22 protein-coding genes are annotated in these 21988 nt (G+C 43.8%); 6 read left to right on the forward strand and 16 right to left on the reverse strand.

Features of this window, described 5'->3' with window-relative positions; genetic code table 11:
• Positions 1-541: 541 nt before the first annotated feature.
• Both EXT48_RS10865 and bamC read right to left on the reverse strand, forming a co-directional pair.
• A complete protein-coding gene (locus EXT48_RS10865) occupies positions 542-1912 on the reverse strand; it encodes a YjiH family protein (protein WP_045990485.1) in 1371 nt (456 codons plus the stop codon).
• A 65-nt stretch (positions 1913-1977) separates the two neighbouring features.
• The gene (bamC, locus tag EXT48_RS10870) at positions 1978-3036 is read right to left on the reverse strand and encodes an outer membrane protein assembly factor BamC (protein ID WP_130164475.1); all 1059 of its coding nucleotides are present in this window, start codon (positions 3034-3036) and stop codon (positions 1978-1980) included.
• A 332-nt stretch (positions 3037-3368) separates the two neighbouring features.
• Here bamC and EXT48_RS10875 point away from each other — a divergent pair, with 332 nt between their 5' ends.
• Positions 3369-3902 carry a glycine cleavage system protein R gene (locus tag EXT48_RS10875; protein ID WP_010369065.1) on the forward strand — a complete coding sequence of 178 codons (534 nt, stop codon included), beginning with the start codon at positions 3369-3371 and terminating at the stop codon, positions 3900-3902.
• 9 nt (positions 3903-3911) lie between these two features.
• On the forward strand, positions 3912-4385 hold the full coding sequence (bcp, locus tag EXT48_RS10880; protein ID WP_130164476.1) for a thioredoxin-dependent thiol peroxidase: 474 nt from the start codon (positions 3912-3914) through the stop codon (positions 4383-4385).
• A gap of 85 nt (positions 4386-4470) precedes the next feature.
• Here bcp and putP read toward each other — a convergent pair whose 3' ends face one another.
• Complete coding sequence (gene putP / locus EXT48_RS10885) at positions 4471-5952, reverse strand: sodium/proline symporter PutP (RefSeq protein WP_130164477.1); 1482 nt, start codon at positions 5950-5952, stop codon at positions 4471-4473.
• 318 nt (positions 5953-6270) lie between these two features.
• Between putP and EXT48_RS10890 the strand changes: the two genes are divergently transcribed.
• Positions 6271-7491: an EAL and HDOD domain-containing protein gene (locus EXT48_RS10890; RefSeq protein ID WP_130164478.1), complete on the forward strand. Its 1221-nt coding sequence runs from the start codon at positions 6271-6273 to the stop codon at positions 7489-7491.
• An 89-nt stretch (positions 7492-7580) separates the two neighbouring features.
• A complete protein-coding gene (locus EXT48_RS10895; protein ID WP_130164479.1) occupies positions 7581-9599 on the forward strand; it encodes a TonB-dependent copper receptor in 2019 nt (672 codons plus the stop codon).
• A gap of 46 nt (positions 9600-9645) precedes the next feature.
• On the opposite strand, the gene EXT48_RS10900 is transcribed toward EXT48_RS10895, so the two are convergent.
• From EXT48_RS10900 to ccmA, 10 genes are read right to left on the reverse strand one after another with little or no spacing between them, the layout of a single operon-like run.
• Positions 9646-10377 carry a VacJ family lipoprotein gene (locus EXT48_RS10900; protein ID WP_130164480.1) on the reverse strand — a complete coding sequence of 244 codons (732 nt, stop codon included), beginning with the start codon at positions 10375-10377 and terminating at the stop codon, positions 9646-9648.
• The gene (gene ccmI, locus EXT48_RS10905; RefSeq protein WP_130164481.1) at positions 10378-11661 is read right to left on the reverse strand and encodes a c-type cytochrome biogenesis protein CcmI; all 1284 of its coding nucleotides are present in this window, start codon (positions 11659-11661) and stop codon (positions 10378-10380) included.
• Positions 11658-12122, reverse strand: a complete 465-nt coding sequence (locus tag EXT48_RS10910) for a cytochrome c-type biogenesis protein (RefSeq protein ID WP_039492487.1) — start codon at positions 12120-12122, stop codon at positions 11658-11660. Before EXT48_RS10910 ends, ccmI begins: the two co-directional genes overlap by 4 nt.
• Positions 12119-12691 (reverse strand): redoxin family protein, encoded by a 573-nt coding sequence (locus tag EXT48_RS10915; RefSeq protein ID WP_130164482.1) that lies wholly within the window; start codon positions 12689-12691, stop codon positions 12119-12121. Before EXT48_RS10915 ends, EXT48_RS10910 begins: the two co-directional genes overlap by 4 nt.
• Position 12692: 1 nt before the next feature.
• Entirely contained in the window at positions 12693-14651 is a 1959-nt protein-coding gene (locus tag EXT48_RS10920) for a heme lyase CcmF/NrfE family subunit (protein ID WP_130164483.1), read from the reverse strand.
• A gap of 1 nt (position 14652) precedes the next feature.
• Positions 14653-15132 carry a cytochrome c maturation protein CcmE gene (ccmE, locus tag EXT48_RS10925; protein WP_010369083.1) on the reverse strand — a complete coding sequence of 160 codons (480 nt, stop codon included), beginning with the start codon at positions 15130-15132 and terminating at the stop codon, positions 14653-14655.
• On the reverse strand, positions 15129-15332 hold the full coding sequence (gene ccmD, locus EXT48_RS10930) for a heme exporter protein CcmD (RefSeq protein ID WP_039492491.1): 204 nt from the start codon (positions 15330-15332) through the stop codon (positions 15129-15131). Before ccmD ends, ccmE begins: the two co-directional genes overlap by 4 nt.
• Before the next feature lie 2 nt (positions 15333-15334).
• On the reverse strand, positions 15335-16072 hold the full coding sequence (locus EXT48_RS10935) for a heme ABC transporter permease (RefSeq protein ID WP_010369087.1): 738 nt from the start codon (positions 16070-16072) through the stop codon (positions 15335-15337).
• A gap of 1 nt (position 16073) precedes the next feature.
• Positions 16074-16760, reverse strand: coding sequence for a heme exporter protein CcmB (gene ccmB, locus EXT48_RS10940; RefSeq protein ID WP_010606377.1), 687 nt, complete (start codon positions 16758-16760; stop codon positions 16074-16076).
• On the reverse strand, positions 16760-17383 hold the full coding sequence (gene ccmA / locus EXT48_RS10945) for a cytochrome c biogenesis heme-transporting ATPase CcmA (protein WP_083838450.1): 624 nt from the start codon (positions 17381-17383) through the stop codon (positions 16760-16762). Before ccmA ends, ccmB begins: the two co-directional genes overlap by 1 nt.
• Positions 17384-17486: 103 nt before the next feature.
• Between ccmA and EXT48_RS10950 the strand changes: the two genes are divergently transcribed.
• Together EXT48_RS10950 and EXT48_RS10955 are read left to right on the forward strand one after the other, a co-directional pair.
• Positions 17487-19937, forward strand: a complete 2451-nt coding sequence (locus EXT48_RS10950) for a flagellar hook-length control protein FliK (protein ID WP_010369095.1) — start codon at positions 17487-17489, stop codon at positions 19935-19937.
• Between the two features lie 5 nt (positions 19938-19942).
• The gene (locus EXT48_RS10955) at positions 19943-20239 is read left to right on the forward strand and encodes an EscU/YscU/HrcU family type III secretion system export apparatus switch protein (protein ID WP_010369096.1); all 297 of its coding nucleotides are present in this window, start codon (positions 19943-19945) and stop codon (positions 20237-20239) included.
• 33 nt (positions 20240-20272) lie between these two features.
• Here EXT48_RS10955 and EXT48_RS10960 read toward each other — a convergent pair whose 3' ends face one another.
• From EXT48_RS10960 to EXT48_RS10970, 3 genes are read right to left on the reverse strand one after another with little or no spacing between them, the layout of a single operon-like run.
• On the reverse strand, positions 20273-20704 hold the full coding sequence (locus EXT48_RS10960) for a DUF2802 domain-containing protein (RefSeq protein WP_010369097.1): 432 nt from the start codon (positions 20702-20704) through the stop codon (positions 20273-20275).
• Positions 20705-21202 carry a chemotaxis protein CheW gene (locus EXT48_RS10965; protein ID WP_010369098.1) on the reverse strand — a complete coding sequence of 166 codons (498 nt, stop codon included), beginning with the start codon at positions 21200-21202 and terminating at the stop codon, positions 20705-20707.
• 24 nt (positions 21203-21226) lie between these two features.
• On the reverse strand, positions 21227-21988 hold the full coding sequence (locus tag EXT48_RS10970; protein WP_130164484.1) for a chemotaxis protein CheW: 762 nt from the start codon (positions 21986-21988) through the stop codon (positions 21227-21229).

The raw sequence follows: 21988 nt of genomic DNA on the forward strand, positions 1-21988 counted from the left end.
ATACCTTTGTGGTGTGTAATTCTTTATCCAATAATGGAAAATATCACTGATTTGCGACTCTACAGCTGTTTTGTAGATAAGGCTCATCGAGGGTACTTAGCAGCGTATTATGATGTATGTATTGCAGGGCAAAAGCATGGAGCGACACCGAGTATAAAAAAGCTCAAGCGATGCAATGCAATGCAATGCAATAGAGCTAATCATCGGGCATATGAAATAGAATAGTCACTTGGGTCTTAACCGCTTAAAAGGAGAGCAAGATGATGGACTTAACGTAGTGCTTTGCAGGTGTAGACCAAAACTGCCGTCCTAGCCCGACTGTGGCTTTTTATACTTGGACCTTATATCAGTTATTAGTGGCACGAAGCGGCTTTGTAAAGTTAGACTATCGATAAAGGATAATGCTCAGTCTAGACTGATTTGGTTCGGCCAGTCCGAGCATCAAACGTCAATATTCAGCATGAAGTTAGCCAACTGACCCACAATATTTAAGCGAGTAAATATTGTGGGTTATCAGTGAACTCTGTTATCGAATGTTCTTTTAACCGACTAACCATTTCGCCATAAAGACGATAACAGGTAAGGTAACAAGCGTTCTTAAAATAAATATTAGGAATAGCTCCCACAAGTTCACTGGGATCTTGCTGCCAAGCAACAACGCGCCAACTTCTGACATATAAATTAACTGGGTAACACTCATTGCAGCAACGATAAACCTCGTGGTATCACTTTCAATAGAGCCTGCAGCGAGGATTGACGGAATAAACATATCAGCAAAGCCGACAACGATTGTCTGTGCTGCTTTTTCGGCTTCTGCCACATTGAGTAGCTCGAGGTAAGGAACGAAAGGTGTACCTAAATATTGAAATACAGGGGTGTATTCTGCGATGATCAGGGCAAAAGTACCAACTGCCATAACCACGGGAAGTACAGCAAATACCATATCTAACGCATTATGCAGGCCTTCTTCTAATGTACCCTTAAGCCCGGGTGCCGTTTTAGCCTTAGCAAGTGCAATATCCAAAGAATGACCTAACAGGCCTTTTCCTTCTGGTACCGCTTCTGAATCCTGATTGTGATCACTACCATCTACATAGATATCCTTTTTGAACCTTAGCGGTGGTAAACGCGGCACTATGATCGCTGCCACAAAGCCAGCCGCACATACGGTGAGGTAAAAAGGAGCAAACAGGTGTTCGAGTTTAACTTGACCAATCACAACTAAACAGAAAGTAATGGAAACCGCAGAGAATGTGGTGCCGATGATAGCCGCTTCCCGTTGTGTATAGTGCTTATCCTCATATTGGCGAGCAGTCATCAAGATACCTACGCTACCGTCGCCAAGCCAAGAAGCAACACAGTTTACCGCGCTACGACCAGGCACACCGAATAGCGGGCGCATCACTTTGGTTAAGAGTGTACCAACCATCTCAAGTAGACCAAAGTTAAGTAGTAATGGCAGTAACAAGCCAGCAAGAATAAAGACAGAAAAGAGTACAGGTAACAAGTCATTTAGCACTAATGCTCCTGTGTTTTCTGAATGGATTGCTTCTGGACCAACACCATTGAAGGTAAGCACAATAAACACCATGCCAACTAGTCGGGTTATCAACCAAACCCAGCTAACGTCAAATAAGTGCTTTATTATGGTTATTTTTAATAGCGCTTGGGGTCTTAGGAGCTTCATCACCAAACTCATGATCCCGGTAATACATACTATTGCGACAATCATGTCTTTAATAAAAGGAGCGACTTGCGCTTGTAACCACTTCGCCATAACAGCGATTGGGATAGTCATTGCTTCCCCCACCGCCACTGGCGTCATAAATAAAAAGATACCAATCAATGACGGTACGATAAACGCAAACCACGTTTGTAAGGTGGAGCGTGGTGTCATAGTGCTCTCTGTCATTTTTTACTTCCACAAAAACAAAGAAAAGAGCCGAAGCTCTTTTCGTTTTTAAATTATTATATTTATTAGATTGTTAGACCTTTTTGCCTAAGCAAAGTGATCAAGGCTTGATGCAGGTTATTCATGGTGTTTGCATCAAGTACGTTACCTTCGCTATCCTTCCAGGTAATTGAAGTACGCGTATCCTGCGCTTGAGCGATCTTTATCGTGTAATCTCCATTGTCAATTGGCAACACAACCGCTTCTTCACCCCAAATAGAGTCCCAAACGCTGCTTTCAGGCGCTTCATAACGGACCAAAACTTCCTGCTTTTCTCGATCGACACGAACAACCGTAAAGTTACTTCTTTCTAGGAAGTTTGAGAAGCGATCAAGCACCGCTTCTTGACCTTTTTCAGTCAGTAGCGCCGAATCACCATTCTTGTCAAACCCAAGTTCAAGTGCCAGCACACCTTGGCGCTTACGCATTTCAACTTGCAGTAGACGATATTGATAGTCAAATTCTGAAACTACTTCGTTCAGTGCCCGAACTTCGAGGTGGTTTTTCTGAAGCGTAGTTAACTCACCATCGCCTTGATAATCTACTAATTCCGCTCGGATTGACGCCGTACGCTGATGTTCTTTTTGCTCGACAGTAAACTTAAACTTTTGCTTAGATGGCTCTGCCGCTTCTTCCCAAAACCAGCCGTCTTTAGGCTTAATCAGTGAATACCAAGTTGTCGTCACCGAGCCTTGCGCCTTGTTATCGCTTTCAAGTCCGGCATTATGCATCGCCACAACGCCATCCACAGCACGCCAAATAAATGCCGGTAAATCTTCTATACCGTCATTTTTATCAAAAAAGATCCTTGCAGCTTCTTCGCCCTGCTCTACCCAACTGCCTTGCGCAACTGTTAATACCTGTTGCGGTGCACGGTAACTTACCGGTTCAGCTGTATTTTCATATTGGCCGACAGGCATTGCAAATTCTGGGTCTCGATAAGGCTGAGCTAAGCCCTCAGGGGCTTTCACCGGTGCATTTGCACGATAATTTCTTTCATGATGTGCATCATTTGTAAAAATACTACAGCCGCTTAGACTCACGGCAATTCCAAGAACCAGTGATTTTGGGATCCAATACTGCACTCATTTACTCCTTAGCAAACCCTATTATTATTCGAATCAAAGTTATGATTTAGGATTGCCGAATTGGTTCACACAAAGTTGCCAAAAATTGACAATCTTTGAATTAATAACGCTATGGTATCAAGTATTCCACGTACTATACTGGGAACACACATCCTATAGCCAAAATTTTGCCTTATGTTACTTGTCATACATTAGAAAAACAAGCAACCATGCCGCGCAACCCTAATTCTATTTTTTATTACAACGCGCTAGCGCTAAAACTCAGATATGGTAGTATTTCGCGTTAACTATTAACCTTGAGCGCATTACGTGAAATCAGAGGTTCCAAAATGACCATGCATGCAAACCATCAACTTGTCTTAACCGCAATAGGAGAAGACAGATCTGGTATTGTTGGCGAATTGACCCAGCTTGTGAGTGACTGCAACTGTAATATTATCGACAGTCGTATCGCAATATTGGGAAATGAATTTACCTTTATTATGTTACTCGCCGGTGACATGGCGTCTATTAGTCGTGTAGAACATACCTTACCAGCAAAAGGGATGGAACTCGGTCTCTTAACCATGATGAAACGCACGTCGAGCCATCAGCAAGGCGAATACAGTGCAGGTTATACTTTGGAATATGAAGGACTAGATACTCCCGGTACACTAAGCAAAGTAACGCGCTATTTTGCAGCACAAGGAGTGAATATTTGTTCACTGAAGTCAGATACCTTTGAGCAAGAAGACGAGCTACATATGCGCTGCGAGCTTGAGTTTAATATTCCAGTGGATGTGGATATTGATAACTTTAAAGTTCAGTTCGAAGATCTTTCTCACTCCTTAAACGTAGACTATATATTTAGACGCATTCGCTAAGGATTTACTATGAATACTTTAAAAGTTGGTGATCAAGCGCCACTATTTTCACTGCAAAACCAAAACGACGAGACCGTTGAACTTGCTACTTTATTAAAGTCTCACCAAGTTTTAGTCTATTTTTATCCTAAAGCATTGACCCCGGGCTGTACGGTTCAGGCCGAAAATCTACGCGACCACAAAGCTGAACTGGCTGAATTAAACACCGTAGCCGTTGGCATTAGTCCAGATCCTGTGAAAAAGTTAAAGAACTTTGAAAACAAAAAAGAACTCAACTTTGACTTACTTTCGGATGAAGACCACGCGGTAGCCGATAAGTTTGGTGTGTGGGGACTAAAGAAATTTATGGGCAAAGAATATGATGGCATTCATCGCCTATCTTTCTTAGTCGGTCAAGACGGTACCATCAAGCACGTGTTCAATAAGTTTAAAACCAAAGATCACCATGAAGTCGTTATTAACCACTTAAAAGAGCAAGCTTAAAGTGACTCCTTAAACCGTATTTACGTATATTTAAGAAATAAAAAACGGAGCAAATACTCCGTTTTTTTATTCACTTCAACCGACTTTAATCAAGCGCTTTTTCTACTTTATCAAATAGCGTCGTGATCTCTTTACTTGGCTCCTTGGTCAGTAAGCTGACAGCAAAGATAGCGATTGTCGCAACAATGAATCCAGGAACAATTTCATATAATGTCGCGCTAAGCGGCTCACCATTATAAGTAAACGGACCATAGATCCATACCAACACAGTCACTGCGCCAGATACCATACCAGCAAGCGCGCCAGCAAAGTTCATGCGAGACCAGAATAAGCTTATCAGCACCAGTGGGCCAAATGCGGCACCAAAACCAGCCCAAGCATTACTTACAAGATCTAGAATCGAGCTATCTCTGTCGTACGCAAGATAAATAGCAGCAAGCGCTACAACCAACACACTAGTACGACCAACAAGTACCAGCTCTTTATCCGAAGCATCCTTATTCAAGAATATTTTATAAAAGTCTTCAGTTAACGAACTTGAACTCACTAACAATTGCGAAGAAATAGTACTCATAATTGCGGCAAGAATAGCTGCCAGTAAAAAACCTGCAATCAATGGGTGGAACAATAACTGAGATAAAATCAAGAAAATGGTCTCGGCATCATCCACAACAATCCCATGTTCATGTGCGTAAGCTGCACCAAACAAACCTGTGCCCACAGCACCGAGAGCTGCAACTATCATCCAGCTCATCCCTATACGACGCGCTGTCGGCATGTCTTTCACACTTCGAACAGACATAAAGCGCACGATAATATGAGGTTGACCAAAGTAGCCAAGACCCCAAGACATTGCCGAGATAATACCAATTGCACCGGCCGAGCCAACCCAAGTTAACATCGTTGGGTTTAAGTCATTTAGTGTTTGAGATAGCGGATTATCGAGCAGTGAGAAGGTAACTAAAGGCACTAAAATCAAAGCGATAAACATAATACAACCTTGCACAAAGTCTGTCAGGCTCACCGCTAAAAAGCCGCCAAATAAAGTATAAAGCACAACAACGCCAGTGGTGATGTATAAACCACTCTCATAGCTCATGCCAAATGAACTTTCAAACAGCTTACCACCAGCAACCACACCAGAGGAGGTATATAGGGTGAAGAAAACAATGATCACTAACGCTGAGACTATTCTTAGCGCGTTTCCTTTATCTTCAAAACGATTTGCAAAATAGTCAGGAATGGTTATCGCATCATTTGCATACTCTGTGTAAACACGCAGGCGTGGTGCAACCAATAAATAGTTAAGCCAAGCACCAATCACAAGACCTATTGCAATCCATGTACTGCTAAAACCATACAGGAACATAGCGCCCGGCAGACCCATTAAGATCCAACCACTCATGTCGGATGCGCCCGCTGAAAGCGCCGCTACACTTGGTGGTAAGCTACGACCGCCCAACATGTAGCCTGACACATCACTGGTCGACTTTTTATATGCGTATAACCCAATTCCCAACATCGCAATAAAATACAGTGCGAGAGAGATTATCGTACCTATCTCCAAATTAGCCTCCTAATTGTTAGTTGGGCTCTTCTCCAAATGTGAGCTTTTTCTATCACTTAATTATTCGATTTCTAACTCACTTTGAATAAAAGCCAAAAACATAAAGAACCCACTATAACATGCACAAACCATACACCCAACCACCTGCGACCATTGATCAAAACAGTATTTTATTCGTACCTAATTCAACTGGTTAATTATCATTCAGTCTATGTTCTGTATTTACCCATATTCTGTAAACTCAATTTCCCAGCGTGACCTGATTGCACTTTTACCTTATATTAAAGCCAATAGCATTTTGTTTGGACGGTAGTATCTATGTACTTTTACGCGGCTCGTCAGCCAATTTTTGATGTCCAAAGGGAATTGATTGGCTACGAACTTTTATTTCGTGATGGCCTAAATAATGTATTTCCCGAAATTGACGGTGATGAAGCAACAAGTCGCTTGGTTGAAGGCAGCCAGTTTACCTTTGGTCTTGATGACCTCACAAATCAACGCCCTGCTTACATTAACTTCACTCTAGAGACGCTGGCAAAAGGCTATGTGCAAATGTTGGCGCCTGAACAAGTCGTCGTAGAAATATTAGAAACGGTACAACCGGGGAAACGACTCTTAGCGTGTGTAAAAGAGCTTAAAGAGCAAGGCTATACGCTTGCACTTGACGATTACCATCACCAAAATGTGTGGCGCCATTTTTTTCCCTATATTGACCAGATAAAAGTCGATTTGTTGGCAACTAACCTAGAGCAAATCCATGCCATTAAAGCCGCGATACAGGATTTCCCTAACATTGATTTAGTGGCAGAAAAAGTAGAAACCTACGAACAGTTTGAGCTCGCCAAGTCGCTTGGATTCAAATATTTTCAAGGCTTCTTTTTTGCCAAACCCGAAATGGTCAAAACCAAAGCGTTGGCTCCTTCGGAATTAGCCATGGCTGAATTGCTTTATGAGACTTCAAGCGTTGAGCCCGATCTTGCTAGGATCACACAGGTCTTTGAGCGTGATGTAAACCTAAGCTACAAACTTCTTCGTTATGCAAATAGTGCTGTATTTAAACGCCGAGCAGAAATATCAACGATTAAACAAGCCTTGGTCGTACTCGGTAGTGAAGAGCTTAAGCGTCTGATCTCATTATTATTTGCTTCACAGCTTAATACTGAAAAGCCCAAAGAGCTGCTTTCACTTTCATTATTGCGCGCACATTTTATGGAAGCAATAGCAACCAAGGCCAATAAGATCTCCGATACTGGGAGCACATTTTTGGTTGGCATGATGTCACTGATGGACGCCATTCTCGATGACGATATGGCAAGCTTATTGACGAAATTACCCTTATCTCAAGAAATTAAATCAACCTTACTGAAGAAACCGAGTGCTTTTGGTATTTATCTAGATCTTGCGGAATCGATGGAAAAGGGTGACTGGGATAGCGTTGAAACCATGTCAAAATCTCTTGGCGTAACCAGCCAAAATATCGCCGAACTATATCAAAAGTCGCAAGTTTGGAGCGACACTCAAATAAAAGCGATAGAGTAACCTGTCAAAGGATGCGACAATCTGTCGCATCCCGCTAAACACCTGATAGCGATAAAATAAGTGCACTTAAACAACTTCAAAGTGAACTTATGAAACGCACCCTACTCTCTCTTGCTATTGTTTCCTTATCTCCCATCACCCAGGCTGATGAAATCGAAAAAATCGTTGTTATTGCACCGATGCAAACACCAATTACGCTAACAACGGATACCAAAGCAGTACGCCAACCACTACCAGCACAAGATGGCGCGGATTTACTCTCTTCAATTGCGGGGTTCTCACTCATTAAAAAAGGCGGCGCAAGTGCTGACCCTGTGTTTCGTGGCATGGCAGGCTCTAGAATTGCCATTATCGCCAATAATGGGCAAACGCTTGGTGGTTGCGGTAGCCGCATGGACCCGCCTACAGCATATATTACGCCACAATCCTACGACACCTTAAAAGTCATCAAAGGCCCACAAACCGTGTTGTATGGTCCAGGCAACAGTGCTGCGACTGTGGTGTTTGAACGTGAAAATGAACGCCTAGCTAAATCTGAAGTGATTGGCTTTACCAATGCGGTGCTTTCGAGCCAAGGCCGCCACAGTGTTAACAGTGATATCAAGGCTGGTAATGAACGCGGATACGCTCGGATCGCAGCAAATTACAGTGATGCAGATGATTATGAAGATGGTAATGGCACCAAAGTTCACTCAGCGTATGAGCGCTGGAATATAGACACAGAGTTTGCCTATACCCCAAGCGATGACGCCTTTTACTCTATCACTTACGGGGTAAGCGATGGTGAAGTTGCCTATGCCGACCGCATGATGGATGGCAGCCTCTTCGACCGAGAAAATATCGGCCTGAATATCAAATTATCTTCCCTTTCATCACTGATTGAAGAGTTAACATTCAACGCATACTATAACTACGTTGACCACATCATGGACAATCATAGCTTACGTCCTTTTGTTGCTAACATGATGATGAAAACCCCAACCTCCTCCAACCCTGACCGTAAAACTTATGGCGCAAAGCTTACGTTGACTTCTGAAATCAATACCCAACATACTTTTATTTACGGTGTCGATTATCAAGCAAATGAGCACCGCAATCGAGTCAGCCGAGATCAATTCAACAATCCGGTAGAAACGATACCACGCCAAATAGATGCTGAATTTAGACAACTCGGTGTATTTGCCGAGTTCGAGTATCAATTGAGTCAAACCAGCCAATGGGTTAGCGGATTGCGCATTGATGATTGGCAAAGTGAAGATCATCGCACCATGATAAGCGCAATGATGTCGATGAAACCAAACCCAACCGCCCTACAAACAAGAGACGATACGTTATTCAGCGGATTTAGCCGCTATCAAGCACAATCTAAAAACAGTAGCTATTTTGTCGGCTTCGGCGTTACAGAGCGCTTTCCCGATTACTGGGAAGTAGTCGGTGGTAGCCGAGGAAGTGAAACGTCTATTTCTGCCTTTAATGTCGATACTGAAAAAACCGTGCAATTAGATGCTGGATTGGTAAAGCAGTTCAAAGACATTAACGTCAACTTCTCAGTGTTCTATAACCAAATTGACGACTATTTATTAATCGACAATATGTTTGAAAAGATGAATATGATGTCAAAAGTGACCAGAAATATTGACGCGGAAACCTTCGGTTTTGAGGGTGAAGTAATGTGGCAAGCGAGCAAAGCGCTGCAACTCACCGGTAGTATCAACTACGTAAAGGGTAATAACCTTACTGACAATCTCGCATTGGCTCAGCAACCGCCCCTACAACTGCGTATTGCAAGCAATTACCAATTAAGCGATAAGTGGCAACTAGGCGGATTGGTAAGATTAGTACAACATCAGCACAGAGTGGCGATTGGACAAGGGAATATTGCAGGGCAGGACGTCACTACGACGGCTGGGTTTGGCACGCTTTCACTCAATACCAATTATCAATATAGCGATGCAATACAGCTCAGCGCTGGTGTAGACAATGTGCTCGATAAAACCTATGCCGAGCATTTAAGCCGCTCCGGCGCCGCGGTAAGTGGCTTTGACCAAATTGATCGAGTCAATGAGCCGGGAAGGACGCTTTGGGCAAATCTCAACTGGCGCTTTTAACCATATACTCAGATAACCAAAAGGTCGGCGATTGCCGACCTTATTTTTACAAGTTCTCTAAAAAGTTCTCGTCAAAACCATCCGGCTCTTCTTCCATTGGCGGGTTGCCATCGAATAGCTCGTACAATTGACGTTGATAATATACATCCTTTAAGAAGGTGTATGGATCAAGCGACTCATTTAGCAGCTTTTCTTGTGACATCAAAGCCGCTCTTGCTTCAACCGCACGCAGCGCGAACACTAATACTGTTTGTGGCGTAGTGAGTGCAATTTCTGGCAAGACAAAGTTATCGACTACATCACCCGTTAAGTTTCTCGCGGTCGTAGGTCCCATACCAGGGATCATAATATACGCACCATCGCCAACGCCCCAAACCCCCAAGGTTTGGCCAAAATCTTCGTCTTTAAGCTCAAGGCCAAGTGTTTTCGCAACATCAAACAAGCCAAAAATACCGACCGTAGAATTAACTAAAAAGCGAGCAACATTGATTGCCATATGATCAGGCTTACCCTGTAGTGCTGCGTTTACTGCATCGGTCGGTGCGGCGATGTTGGTGGTGAAATTAACCACACTACTGCGTACAGGAGCGGGAGTCACCGCGACATACCCTTTAGCAACTGGCCGTAAAATATAGGCATCCAACACATCCATATTGAAGTCATAGAGTGGGCGGTTAAGTGATTGAAATGGATCTCGTGGATCCTTTTTCTCTTCGGGTACTTGCGCACAACCAACAATGGTCAACGCAAGTAAGCCTGTGAGCACAGCTTTAAGCATTTATTTCCCTGTATTTGTTAAGACACGACTAATCTCGACATTGAGCTGATTTTCGCCTTGTTGAAGTTCAATTACGCTTGAAACACCCTCAAGTTCTCCTTCTGAAGGCATAACTGAACCATCATTAGAAACACGAGCAGTGACCGTAACTTGAGAAAATTTCGACAAGGTTAATTCAGGCATCATTGCCATACTATCATCTAGGTTTACCGTCATTGGCAAGTTAAAGTTTGTAATTTTGGCCACCGCCAATGGCATGGCGGGACCTTCAGCTGCCTTTGCAAAAACGAACAAGGTACTGTCCTTTGGAATCTTGTTCTGTAACTCTGCCGAAATGGTTACGGTAGCGACAATATTGGCTTTGGCAGCAACTGACTCATCTGTTTGTTGACCTAACTTTTGTTCGATTTCAGCAATCCGTCCTGCGATCATCTCATAACGCGGATCATCTTTGGTTAATTGTGACAACAAGACTTCAAAAGCGGCTTTTGACTCTTTCCAATCTTGACGTTCATAGGCAATTAACGCCAGCAAGCTTATCGCATCAATATTCGTTGGATCATTCTTGAGCACTTTTGACAACATTCTGGCCGCGCGATTCATACTTGGCTCTGAGCCCTCTATCAATAATGCTTGGCTATAATTCACCAGAACATTATTGTTATTTGGTTGCATCACGAGTGCTTTATCAAATGCCTGCATCGCCATCTCAAAGTCACTAAGTGACATTGCAACACGACCAAGTAACATCCATGCAACTGCATCATCGCCAGCGGTTGCTAGTTTAGTTCTTAGCCCCAGTGCAAATGCTTGTAGCTCGTTGGCATTAAGCGGCTCTCCAGATTGCATTACTGCACGCTCACCATACTCAGGTAACTTTTCAACGGCTTCATGCCAGCTCGCTATTTGCCTGTGGCTACCTGTGTAGTAATAAAAGACACCTGTCACCAGCACCATAAATGCAATACCCGTCAGCGCCAACACACGGTTGTCACCACGACTCGTCAATGATTGTTCAGGCGATAACTCATTCAATAAGCGACGCTTGAGTTCAACCACAGATTCATTATAACTGTCTTTTTCGATACGCTGATTAGCAAGCTCTTCTTTTAACTCTTCCAAACGCTGATGGAAAATATCGATACGCTCGGCATTTGCATCATGATCAACCGTGATGCGTCTTTCCTTTTTAATAAACGGAAAAACTACAAAGAGACCGGCAAATACGCCCAGCAGAAGAAACAAAAACCACATTTGGGTTAAATCTGTCGAGAATTCGCTCACTGCTCACGCTCCTGACGTTGATATTGATTAATGAGCTCAGTCAGCTTTTGTTCGTCCGCTGCATTCCAATCTTGCTTTTTCGCAGCGCGTTTTTGACGAAATACAATAAAGCCGAAGCCTAAAATAATGATTGCCACTGGCAGTACCCAAAGTACGATCGTTGCAGGCGTAACAGGTGGTTGATAATGAACGAAATAGCCATAGCGGTCGATCATATAATCAATGACCTCTTGCTTAGACTGACCTTCATTAACCAAAGCGATGACTTTATCACGCAGATCTTTGGCTACGACGGCATCTGAATCTGCAATGTTTTGGTTCTGGCATTTCGGGCAGCGTAGCTCATGAGTCAGCTCTCGGAAAGTTTGCTCACGTTCAGCTGTAGCAAAGTTATATTTGTCTTCCGTTGCTTGTGCCGCTGCGGTAATCATCATTAAAAGCAAAACAATTACATATTTCATTGCGTTAACTCCTGATAGATTGCCGCAAACTTAGTGCGCCACACGCGTTCATTGATGTCGCCAGTATGATGCAACAAAATCTTACCTTGCTTATCTACCAAAAAAGTCTCTGGCGCGCCTGAAACACCTAGATCCAGTGCTAATGTACGCTCCAAATCAAGAATGTTAAATTGGTATGGGTTACCAGCACGACTCAACATGTTATTGACATCTTGTCTTAGAGCATTGATATCAAACTGGTCGCCAAAATCAGGGTCATAAGCCTGCTCGTAATACAGACCTATTATTTTCACGCCACGCTCCCTAAGCTCAGTTAAATAACCCAGCTCAGCGATACACGTTGGGCACCAAGTGCCCCATACGTTCATCAAGTAGACTTCACCCTTAAGCGAGTCGGCTGTCCAGGATTTATCACTATCCATTAGATCGGGTAATGAAAACTCAGGCATAGTGTGTCCTAAACGGCCGGTCTGGATCTCTCTAGGATTACCAAATAGTCCTTGGTACAAAAACACACACAGGAAAATAAATATCAAAAAAGGCACTAAACCTAATAACTTGCGGTTCATGTTAAGCCTCCACTTGGGATGATTTTTTCACGCGGCTGCGGTAGCGTTTATCCGCAAGCACAATGAAGCCGGCAAAAGAGATAAGTAGCCCACCTAGCCACATCCAGCGTACGTATGGTTTGTGATAGATCCTAAGCGACCACGCGCCTGCAGAAAGCGGCTCGCCGAGTGCTAGATATAAATCACGGAAGAAACCATCATCAATAGCGGCTTCGGTCATAAACTGCATCCCTACATCATAACGGCGTTTTTCCGCGTGTAGTTCTACAACTTTTTTACCATTTTTGAATACTGTCACTACGCCTGCATGACCACCGTAGTTCGGGCCTCGAATTTCTTTTACGCCATCAAAGCGATATTCGTACTCGTTTAGCATCGCCGTTTCACCCGGTTTCATGCTCACAGAGCGCTCAACTGAGTATGCTGAAGTTAACGTCACCGACGCAATAACAAAGGCAATACCAACGTGCCCGAGTACCATCGCCCAATAGCTCAACCCTAGCTTTTTAAAGCCGATCGCAACACTTGGGTGAACAGTCACTTTATTAAATAAGTCAGCAGCAGTAGCCACACTTATCCACACAGCTAAAGCTGTCGCAACAAATGTCAGAGGTGCCACCACTTCATAGCTCGAATACAGCCACGTCGCTGTAAGTACTAAACTCACCGCAATCAATACAGCCCACTTTTTAACTAGTGGCGGCATCTTATTTTGTTTCCAGCGCAGCATAGGTGCTAAACCTAGCAAAATCGCGAATGGCACGATTAATATCGCAAACATTTGGTTAAAGAAAGGCACGCCAATAGAAATAGAGCCTAAGCCCAGCTCTTTGTGGATCATAGGCAATAACGTGCCTAACAATACAATCAAGGTCGCAACCACTAAGAAGATATTGTTGATCCACAGCGCCACTTCACGCGAAATGAATTGATAGCGTCCCTCACTATATACTTGAGCAACGCGCATTGCGTAAAGCGCTAAGCTGCCACCCACAACCACAGCCAAGAATGACAGGATATATAAACCACGGTCAGGATCGGTTGCAAACGCATGCACCGAAACGATAATGCCTGAGCGAACGATAAAGGTACCAAGTAAACATAAACTAAACGCGGTGATAGCAAGTAGTACTGTCCAAGACTTAAACACACCACGCTTTTCTGTTACTGCGAGTGAATGCAATAAAGCGGTTGCAACAAGCCAAGGCATCAGTGAAGCGTTTTCAACTGGATCCCAGAACCACCAACCGCCCCAGCCAAGCTCTGAGTACGCCCACCAACTACCAATTGTAATGCCAAGAGTAAGAAAGCCCCATGCGGCCATTGTCCAAGGACGAGACCATTTAGCCCAAGTGTTATCAAGTTTACCGGTTAAAAGCGCAGCAATTGCAAAAGAGAAAGACACTGATAAGCCAACATAACCCATATAAAGGAGTGGCGGGTGAATGATCATTCCAGGGTCTTGCAATAATGGATTTAAATCACGCCCTTCAACAGGGAAGTAAGGAAGCAAACGCTCAAACGGGCTCGACATCCACAGGGTATAGAGCATAAAGCCCACACCTAAAAAGCCAAGTACGCCTAACACACGCGCTCGCAAAACCCACGGTAGCGACTTTGACATCACTGCAACCAGCATGGTCCACATGGATTGCATTACCAACCACAGTAAAATTGCGCCTTCGTGTCCACCCCACGTTGAGGTGATTTTATAATACCAAGGCAAAGTACTGCTCGAATGATGTGCCACATACGCAACCGTAAAGTCATCCATTAACGTGATGTAGATCAGTACCATAAATGAGAACACCACAAGAATACACTGACCAACGGCCAGTGAAGGAGCGGCTTTCATCAGCCTCAAATTACCCGTATAAGCCCCCCACAATGGGAAAATACACAGTAATAAGCTCAATGCCATCGCCAGAACTAAAGCGAAGTAACCTATTTCTGGGACCATCTTAGTTCTCGCTGTTTAAATTATATTTTGGCTTTTCGTGCTTAATGCCTTTCACGGCTTCCGCCACTTCTGATGGCATATACTCTTCATCATGCTTGGCAAGTACTTCAAACGCTTCAACTACATTAGACTCAACTAATGTCCCTTGTGCTACGATACCTTGGCCTTCACGGAATAGATCAGGAAGAATGCCTTTATAACGAATAGTAACCATAGGACCGGTGTCGATAAGTTTAAATGACACATCTAAGGACGTTTCATCACGCACCACTGACCCTGGTACAACCATACCGCCAATGCGCAGTTTCTGGCCAATTTGCGGTATTTCTTTTAACTCACCTTTACCTTCAACAAGCTCGCTCGGCGTGTAAAACAAATTAATATTTTCTTGTAGTGCGTAAAGCGTAAGCCCGACCGCTGCGCCAATACCAAAGATAACAGCAACAACGGTGAATAATCTCTTTTTGCGTCTAGGATTCATGCTTGCGACTCCTCTTTTGCTTTTTTAATGCGTGCTTCTCTTGCCATTTGCGCTTTAACTGCTTGCTTTAGCGCCTTACCATCCAAGATAGAGCCGACTAAAATACCAGCCAGTATTAATGCACATGAGCCGAATGAGAGCCAAACATAAAAGCCATAGCCACCCATGGCTAAAAATTCACTGAAGGATTCAAACTGCATGATTAACCCCTATTCACTAATTCGCGGACCCAAGGACGGTGTTGCTCGCTTCGTAAAATTTCATTTTTCAAACGAATTAGCGTAACCACGCCAAGCACACCAGCAAACGCCACTATGTTGATCAACAAAGGCCACAACATGGAAGGATCAATCGCTGACGTATCAAATTTGGTGATAGTTGACCCCTGATGCAGCGTATTCCACCACTCTACCGAGAAATGAATAATAGGCAGATTAACGACCCCGACAATGGCAAGAATACAGGCAGCTCTACCACCTGATTTTTTATCTTCAAAGGCGTGATATAGAGACAAAACACCAAAATACAAAAACAGTAGGATAAGCTCTGACGTCAATCTTGCATCCCAGACCCACCAAGCGCCCCACATAGGTTTACCCCAAGCCGCACCGGTGATTAACGCAATCGCGGTCATTGCCGCACCAATAGGAGCAATGGCAATAACCGCCAGTTCAGCATTACGAATTTGCCATACCAAGGCAACAATAGCCGCAATAGCCATAGAAGAGTATGCACCCATCGACCAGATAGCCGACGGCACATGAATAAAGATAATACGATAGCTGTCTTTTTGTTGGTAGTCGGCTGGCGCATAGGCTAACCCCCAAACCCATCCAACAATTAAGCCCACTACCGCAATCACGGCAAAGTAAGGAAGCAAGGTGTTACACAGTTGGTAAGCACGCTCCGCTTTGGCATAAGGATGTAACCACTTCCACATTTTAACTTACACTCACTCTTAAAGCTGACGATATGGCAATTGGTGCGGCAACAATTGCGACGGCAAGCATCGCACCAAGGATTGCAAGCTGACCACCATACGCTAAAGACATGCTACTGGTATCTATGGCGGACGTTGCAAAAATCAATACGGGGATATAAAGCGGAAGGACGAGTAAACTCATTAAAATGCCACCCTTTTGCAATGCAACGGTGAGTCCTGCGCCAATAGCCCCAATAAAACTTAATAACGGTGTACCTATCAGTAAGGTCAATACAGTCGCATTGAGAGACTGCGACTCGAGATTCATTAACAGCGCGAACAAGGGCGCAAGCACCACCATTGGCAAACCACTGACTGTCCAATGCGCTGCTACTTTTGCTAATACTGATAGCGATAAAGGATAAGGTGAAGCAATCAATTGCTCTAATGAGCCGTCGTTGTAATCGTCCCTAAATAATTTATCTAGACCTAACATAGTCGATAAAAGCGCCGCTACCCAAATAATACCCGGAGCCATTCTGGTAAGCAGCGCAGGTTCGGGCCCAATTGCTAACGGAAATAAGGTGATCACGATTAAGAAAAACAACAAAGGATTGACTATCTCAGCTCGCTGTCTAAAGGCCAAGGTCACATCTTTGGCATAAACCGATTTAAAAGCTAACCAATAAGAATGTTGAGTCTGCATTACAAACGGTACTCCAACGCCAAGGTTTGTAACTGTGCAAAATGTGCGGTGAGATCTTGGTGGGTCGTCAATAAAATGGCGCCCCCCTTGTCAAGATGAGACTGAAATTGGGTTTGCAACATGGCGACCCCTTTTTTATCCAGCGCAGTAAATGGTTCATCTAGGACCCAAAGCTTGGCCTGATTCAGCCACAAACGTACTAACGCAACACGGCGCTGTTGGCCTGCCGACAATGTCCGCACAGGTACATCTTCAAGCCCTATTAAACCGAGCTTGGCAAGCAGTGTATAGACTTCTTCTTCATCGGCCTGAGCGCCATGAACCATAAGCCAATGTTGGACATTTTCGTAGGCGCTAAGTTGTTGATTGACACCTGTCTTATGACCAATAAATAATAAATCGGCAGCGAATGAATCATAATCATCGCTGATATCAGTGCTGTTGTAGCGGATCTGCCCTTCGTCCGCTCTGGCGAACCCAGCAATGATCCTCAACAAAGAGGTTTTTCCGGCACCATTTGGGCCTTCAATTTGCATGATCTGCCCCGCATGGAGAGTGAAACTTAATGAGTCAAACAAGCATCTATCTTGTTTGGTACAAGTGACGGCGTCTATCTCTAGCAAACTTGGGCTTCTCTTTACCTAAAATTGGGCGTTAGTCTAACATAATGGTATGGTAATACGAATAATCCGATGCGACCGATTAGCGAAAATTTGATTTAAAATAATGAATAAGCTGCCAATTACAACAAATACGACGACAGCATCTGTGATAAGCACAGATAATAACGAAGTATCGAGATTAGACTTAGCTAAAAACCAACCGTTTGCAGCAAAGAATATCCAAATTAGTAACGATAAACTAAAAATGGATGTGGCAATTGATGGCCGCTGGCAAACTATCCAACTTGCGCTTAAGCCTCCAACCCAGCCCAATCAGCTTCCAGAAGCACAGGTTAGTATTGATGAAACTGGCAAGGTGATTACCTTTCAAACGCCCAAACTACAAGCACAAGTAACACTAACAAAACAGCTTTTTGATATTTTAACGACGCTAAAGACGCATACGCCAAGCCCAGTAATACAGTCTTCAGCAACCACGTTGCCAGACGCCACATTACACATCAAGGCACTTGATTTAAAAGTACCGCTTGTGCAAGCCGTGGCAGACTTGCTCGCAAGTGAAAGTAAACTCATTGCGCATCTTAGTGCCCAACAAAGTAATGTTTCCTTGCAGGTCGTCAATCAATTTAAAGACTTGCTGTTTAGTACGGCTTTACCTAAGTCAATGATTGCAAAACTTATCTCTAGTCAACTTAGTAGTGTTGAGGTGAAGCCGCAGCCAAGTGGGATAACACTTAACATTCATGACCGTTCAGTAACCTTATCGCCAATAAGCAGTAACTGGCCTGCAGCAACCACATGGCAAAAAGGCGAAGTAAAAACGGCTTTCAATGGAATTGACATCACAAAATCGACACAACAAGTAAAAGTAGAAACCATAAAGCCGCTTAGCGCTTTGCTGCAACAGGTAAGCACAGTCAATAAGGATGCACCTTCACCGCTTGAGTCACGCTTAGCATCAGTACATACGCTGGCGTATGACAAACCGCTAATTGAAGTCAATCTGCAACAAATTAAGTCAACAGTAGTAAAAGCGTTGCAAGTACTGATCGGAAGACCTTTTGGTAAACCACTCACAAGTCAGGTCGCTCAGCCCACGAACTCCCCTGTCAAGAAAGGTAAAAGTGATGTTTTGAGTCACTCGGTCGCAACTCTGCTTGCGCCAAGCGAGAAAGTAAGTGCTCACAATAAAAATAAACCGAGCACGCCACTGCAACAACTCTCAAACCAAATAAAGCTTAATCTTACAGAGCTGATGGCAAAGCAACCATTACCATTGCAAAAAAGTCACACACCTTTGCAAAACGAAAAGTTAGCCAGCTCCATTGCTCGTTACTTACAACACCAGCTCGCAGAGACACCAAAATATCAAGCACCACCGGTCGATTTTGAGGTAAAACAAAAAGCCCTGTCCTTATTATTGGACACCCTCACAGGTAAACTATCGCTTAGCAATAAGCAAGTTGAACAGCTGACACAAGCCTTAGCGCGGCCGCTTTATCGTAAAGCGAGTTCTGCGCCTGTAGATTCTGCTAAGACGTTCCAGTTGCAATCTGCACATTCGCAAAGCACACAAGTAACCGCTACGCCTTCCCAAATCCCGCAGCTTACCAGTAATCAAATTAAAGGGGTGATTGAAGCCCTGCTTGCTCTGCCCACGGCTAAACCCGAGCAAAAAGAAAACACACCAAACATGTTACGCCAAGCTTCTACAACCATCGAAAAGCTCGTAAAAGCAGATACATTCAAACAAACACCTGAATTACAGAAACTAGTCAACCAAGCATTTACGCGCTTGCTTGATGACCGTTCAGTCAACGCGCTTACCGTTAAAAACCAGTTAGAGAGCCAACTGGGCATGGCAACCTTTGCTAACACGCCAACAAGTTTAGCTCAATCGAGCTTTACACAAATGTTGGACCGTTTAATTGTGTCGCTATTAGGTAGTCAGGTGGCAAATCAAGCTCAGAGCAATGAGCTAGCGACGCAAAAAATACAAGCTTTGCTGGATGCGCTGCTACCACAGCTAAAGCTGCTCTCCCCCAAGCAAACAGCAGACGCGCTTCAACAACCACAAGCAAAAGAGCTGTTAAGCGAATTGGGGCAATTGCACAACCAATTACAACCGCAACAATCACCGACTACAGCGACCAACTCTGCAAAACAAGACAGCGAAGCACAGTTGATTGTTAACCTGCTCTTCCCTACAAAAGTAGGACAAGAGCAACAGCAAACGCAATTACAAATAGGTGAATATAAAAAGTCGCCCAAACCTGGTATGCCAGAGAAGTCTGTGTGGTTTATTCGTCTTTGTTTTGATTTTGCAGAAAAAGGTCAGATCCATGCCCAAGCCGAGCTGATGGATAAAGCCCTAGAATGTGCATTAGTAGCCACCTCCAACCAGGTCAAGCAGCTCGCAGAGCCACATTTGGCAACACTCAGACATAAGTTAGCATCTCATGGGCTACAAGTCGCTGAGATAGGCCTTAGAGAAGAAGCCAGCTTTCAAGATAAGTTCTTTAATGAACACGCAATTATCAACATTAAGGTGTAAAAGAGATGACACAAAAATCTGCTATTGGACTGTTATATGAAGCTGGAAGCGCACCTCAGGTCACCTTTAAAGGATATGGCGAGCTGGCAGAGGAAATTATTGCGCTGGCAAAAGAGAAAAACATCATGATCCATGAAGATGAATCATTAGCACAAACACTCAGTGCACTTGAGTTACACCAAGAGATCCCACGGGAGCTCTACTATGTAATTGCTGAACTCATCGCTTTTTCTTACATTATGCGTGGTAAGTTTCCACCTGGCTGGGAAGGTTTTCGTGGCAAGCTAGATATTAAGGCATAGCCAAAATTTTCTAACTTGCTACTTTCTAGACGATTATTTTGATTTGTTATGTAAAGACATGAGCAGCTCTGCCTCAGCTCTTGGCAACTCACACTCGCGCATCACCTCTTCAATATCAGCGCCAAGTTCCACCATTTTCACGGCGCGAGAATACATTTTTGCGTCGGGGTCATCATATTTCTGTGCTGCTTGCTGATTCGCAACATCATTTAATTCTTGCTCGGTTGCGACCACCCGCTTACCAATACTCATGATACTGGCGCGTAACTCCGCAACTTCGCTGCGTAATATTGCTATTTGTTGCTCAGAGCCTTGTAGTGAGCTCGAAAGTTGCGCTGTTTGACCCTGCGCATCCTGTAATTTTTTACCCAGCACAAAAACAAACCTCAAGCATACTAACGCAAGTATGCTTGAGGTTATTGATATGACGAGTAAAACGGTTTGTGCGTTTACTACTTCAGACATCTAAATATGACTCAGCTCATCCCATTCGTCATCACTTAATAGCTTATTAAGATCGACTAAGATCAATAGCTCGCCTTCTCGGTTTGATACGCCTTGGATAAACTTAGCGCTCTCTTCAGTGCCGATGTTTGGCGCGCTGTCAATTTCCGAGCTACGTAAGTAAACCACCTCAGCAACGCTATCTACTAAGATGCCAATAACTTGCTTCTCGGCTTCGATTATTACAATTCTCGAATTATCCGTCACTTCTGCACTTTGCAGACCAAACCTAGCTCGTGTGTCTATAACCGTTACAACGTTACCACGTAGATTAATGATCCCGAGTACGTAGCTTGGCGCACCTGGGACTGGTGCAATTTCGGTATAACGTAATACTTCTTGCACTTGCATTACATTGATACCGTAAGTTTCCTCTTCAAGCTTGTAAGTAACCCATTGCAATACTTCATCATTACTATCAGCATTTTTGTCTGCAGAAAGTAGTCTATCTTGGCTCATGGTTTCACTCCATCAATATACTAGTTACTGCTCTCGACTATCGAGGCCTTGTTCTAGCAAACGGTTTAAATTCTCTACATCAATCAGCGCGCACATTTTCTCTTTAATCACCCCAGCCAACCAAGGCCGTTTACCATCTGCTGTGCGCCACTTTATGTCTTCAGGCTTGAGTGTTAAGTTGTTGACTAGTTTCTCTGCTAACAGTCCCCAGTTACTATCCCCAAGCGTAATCAAATACTGGTAATCCAGAGCATCTTCTAATTTTGGTGTTAACTTCTCAGGCATTACCCATCGCGCAGTATCAACAACATTAAGCTTTTCTTCACGATTTAGCATCACGCCTTTAAACCATTTAGGTTTACCAAAGAGTTGATTGACTTCACCCAGTTGGTGTATTCCCCCAAGTGATTTAAGCGGAACCGCCAGTGTTAAGCCTGCAACTTCAAAAAACAATGCCTGAAATTCACCTTCTTGATAGGCTTCCCTTGCAGAAACGGATTCTATCGTTGTCTGTTCTTTGATAATAGATGTATTTTCAGTGACTTCAAGATCTTGAGCTAATTTACTCGGTTGTTCTTCAATAACTTCACTCACCGACTCCTGAGGCTCTGTAGCAACGACAACTGGAAGGTCTGTATCCTCAAGTTCGGATTCCGGCTCTTTTACTTGTTCAAGTAGCTTTGCAACCGGTGATAATTCGCATTGTTCAATCTCTGGCTCCTCTTGTAATAGGGCGCCAAGATACTGCTTCATCACCTTTTCATTTGCAAATAAATGCTTACTCAT

Source organism: Pseudoalteromonas sp. CO348, from assembly GCF_004208845.1.
Lineage (GTDB): Bacteria > Pseudomonadota > Gammaproteobacteria > Enterobacterales > Alteromonadaceae > Pseudoalteromonas > Pseudoalteromonas maricaloris.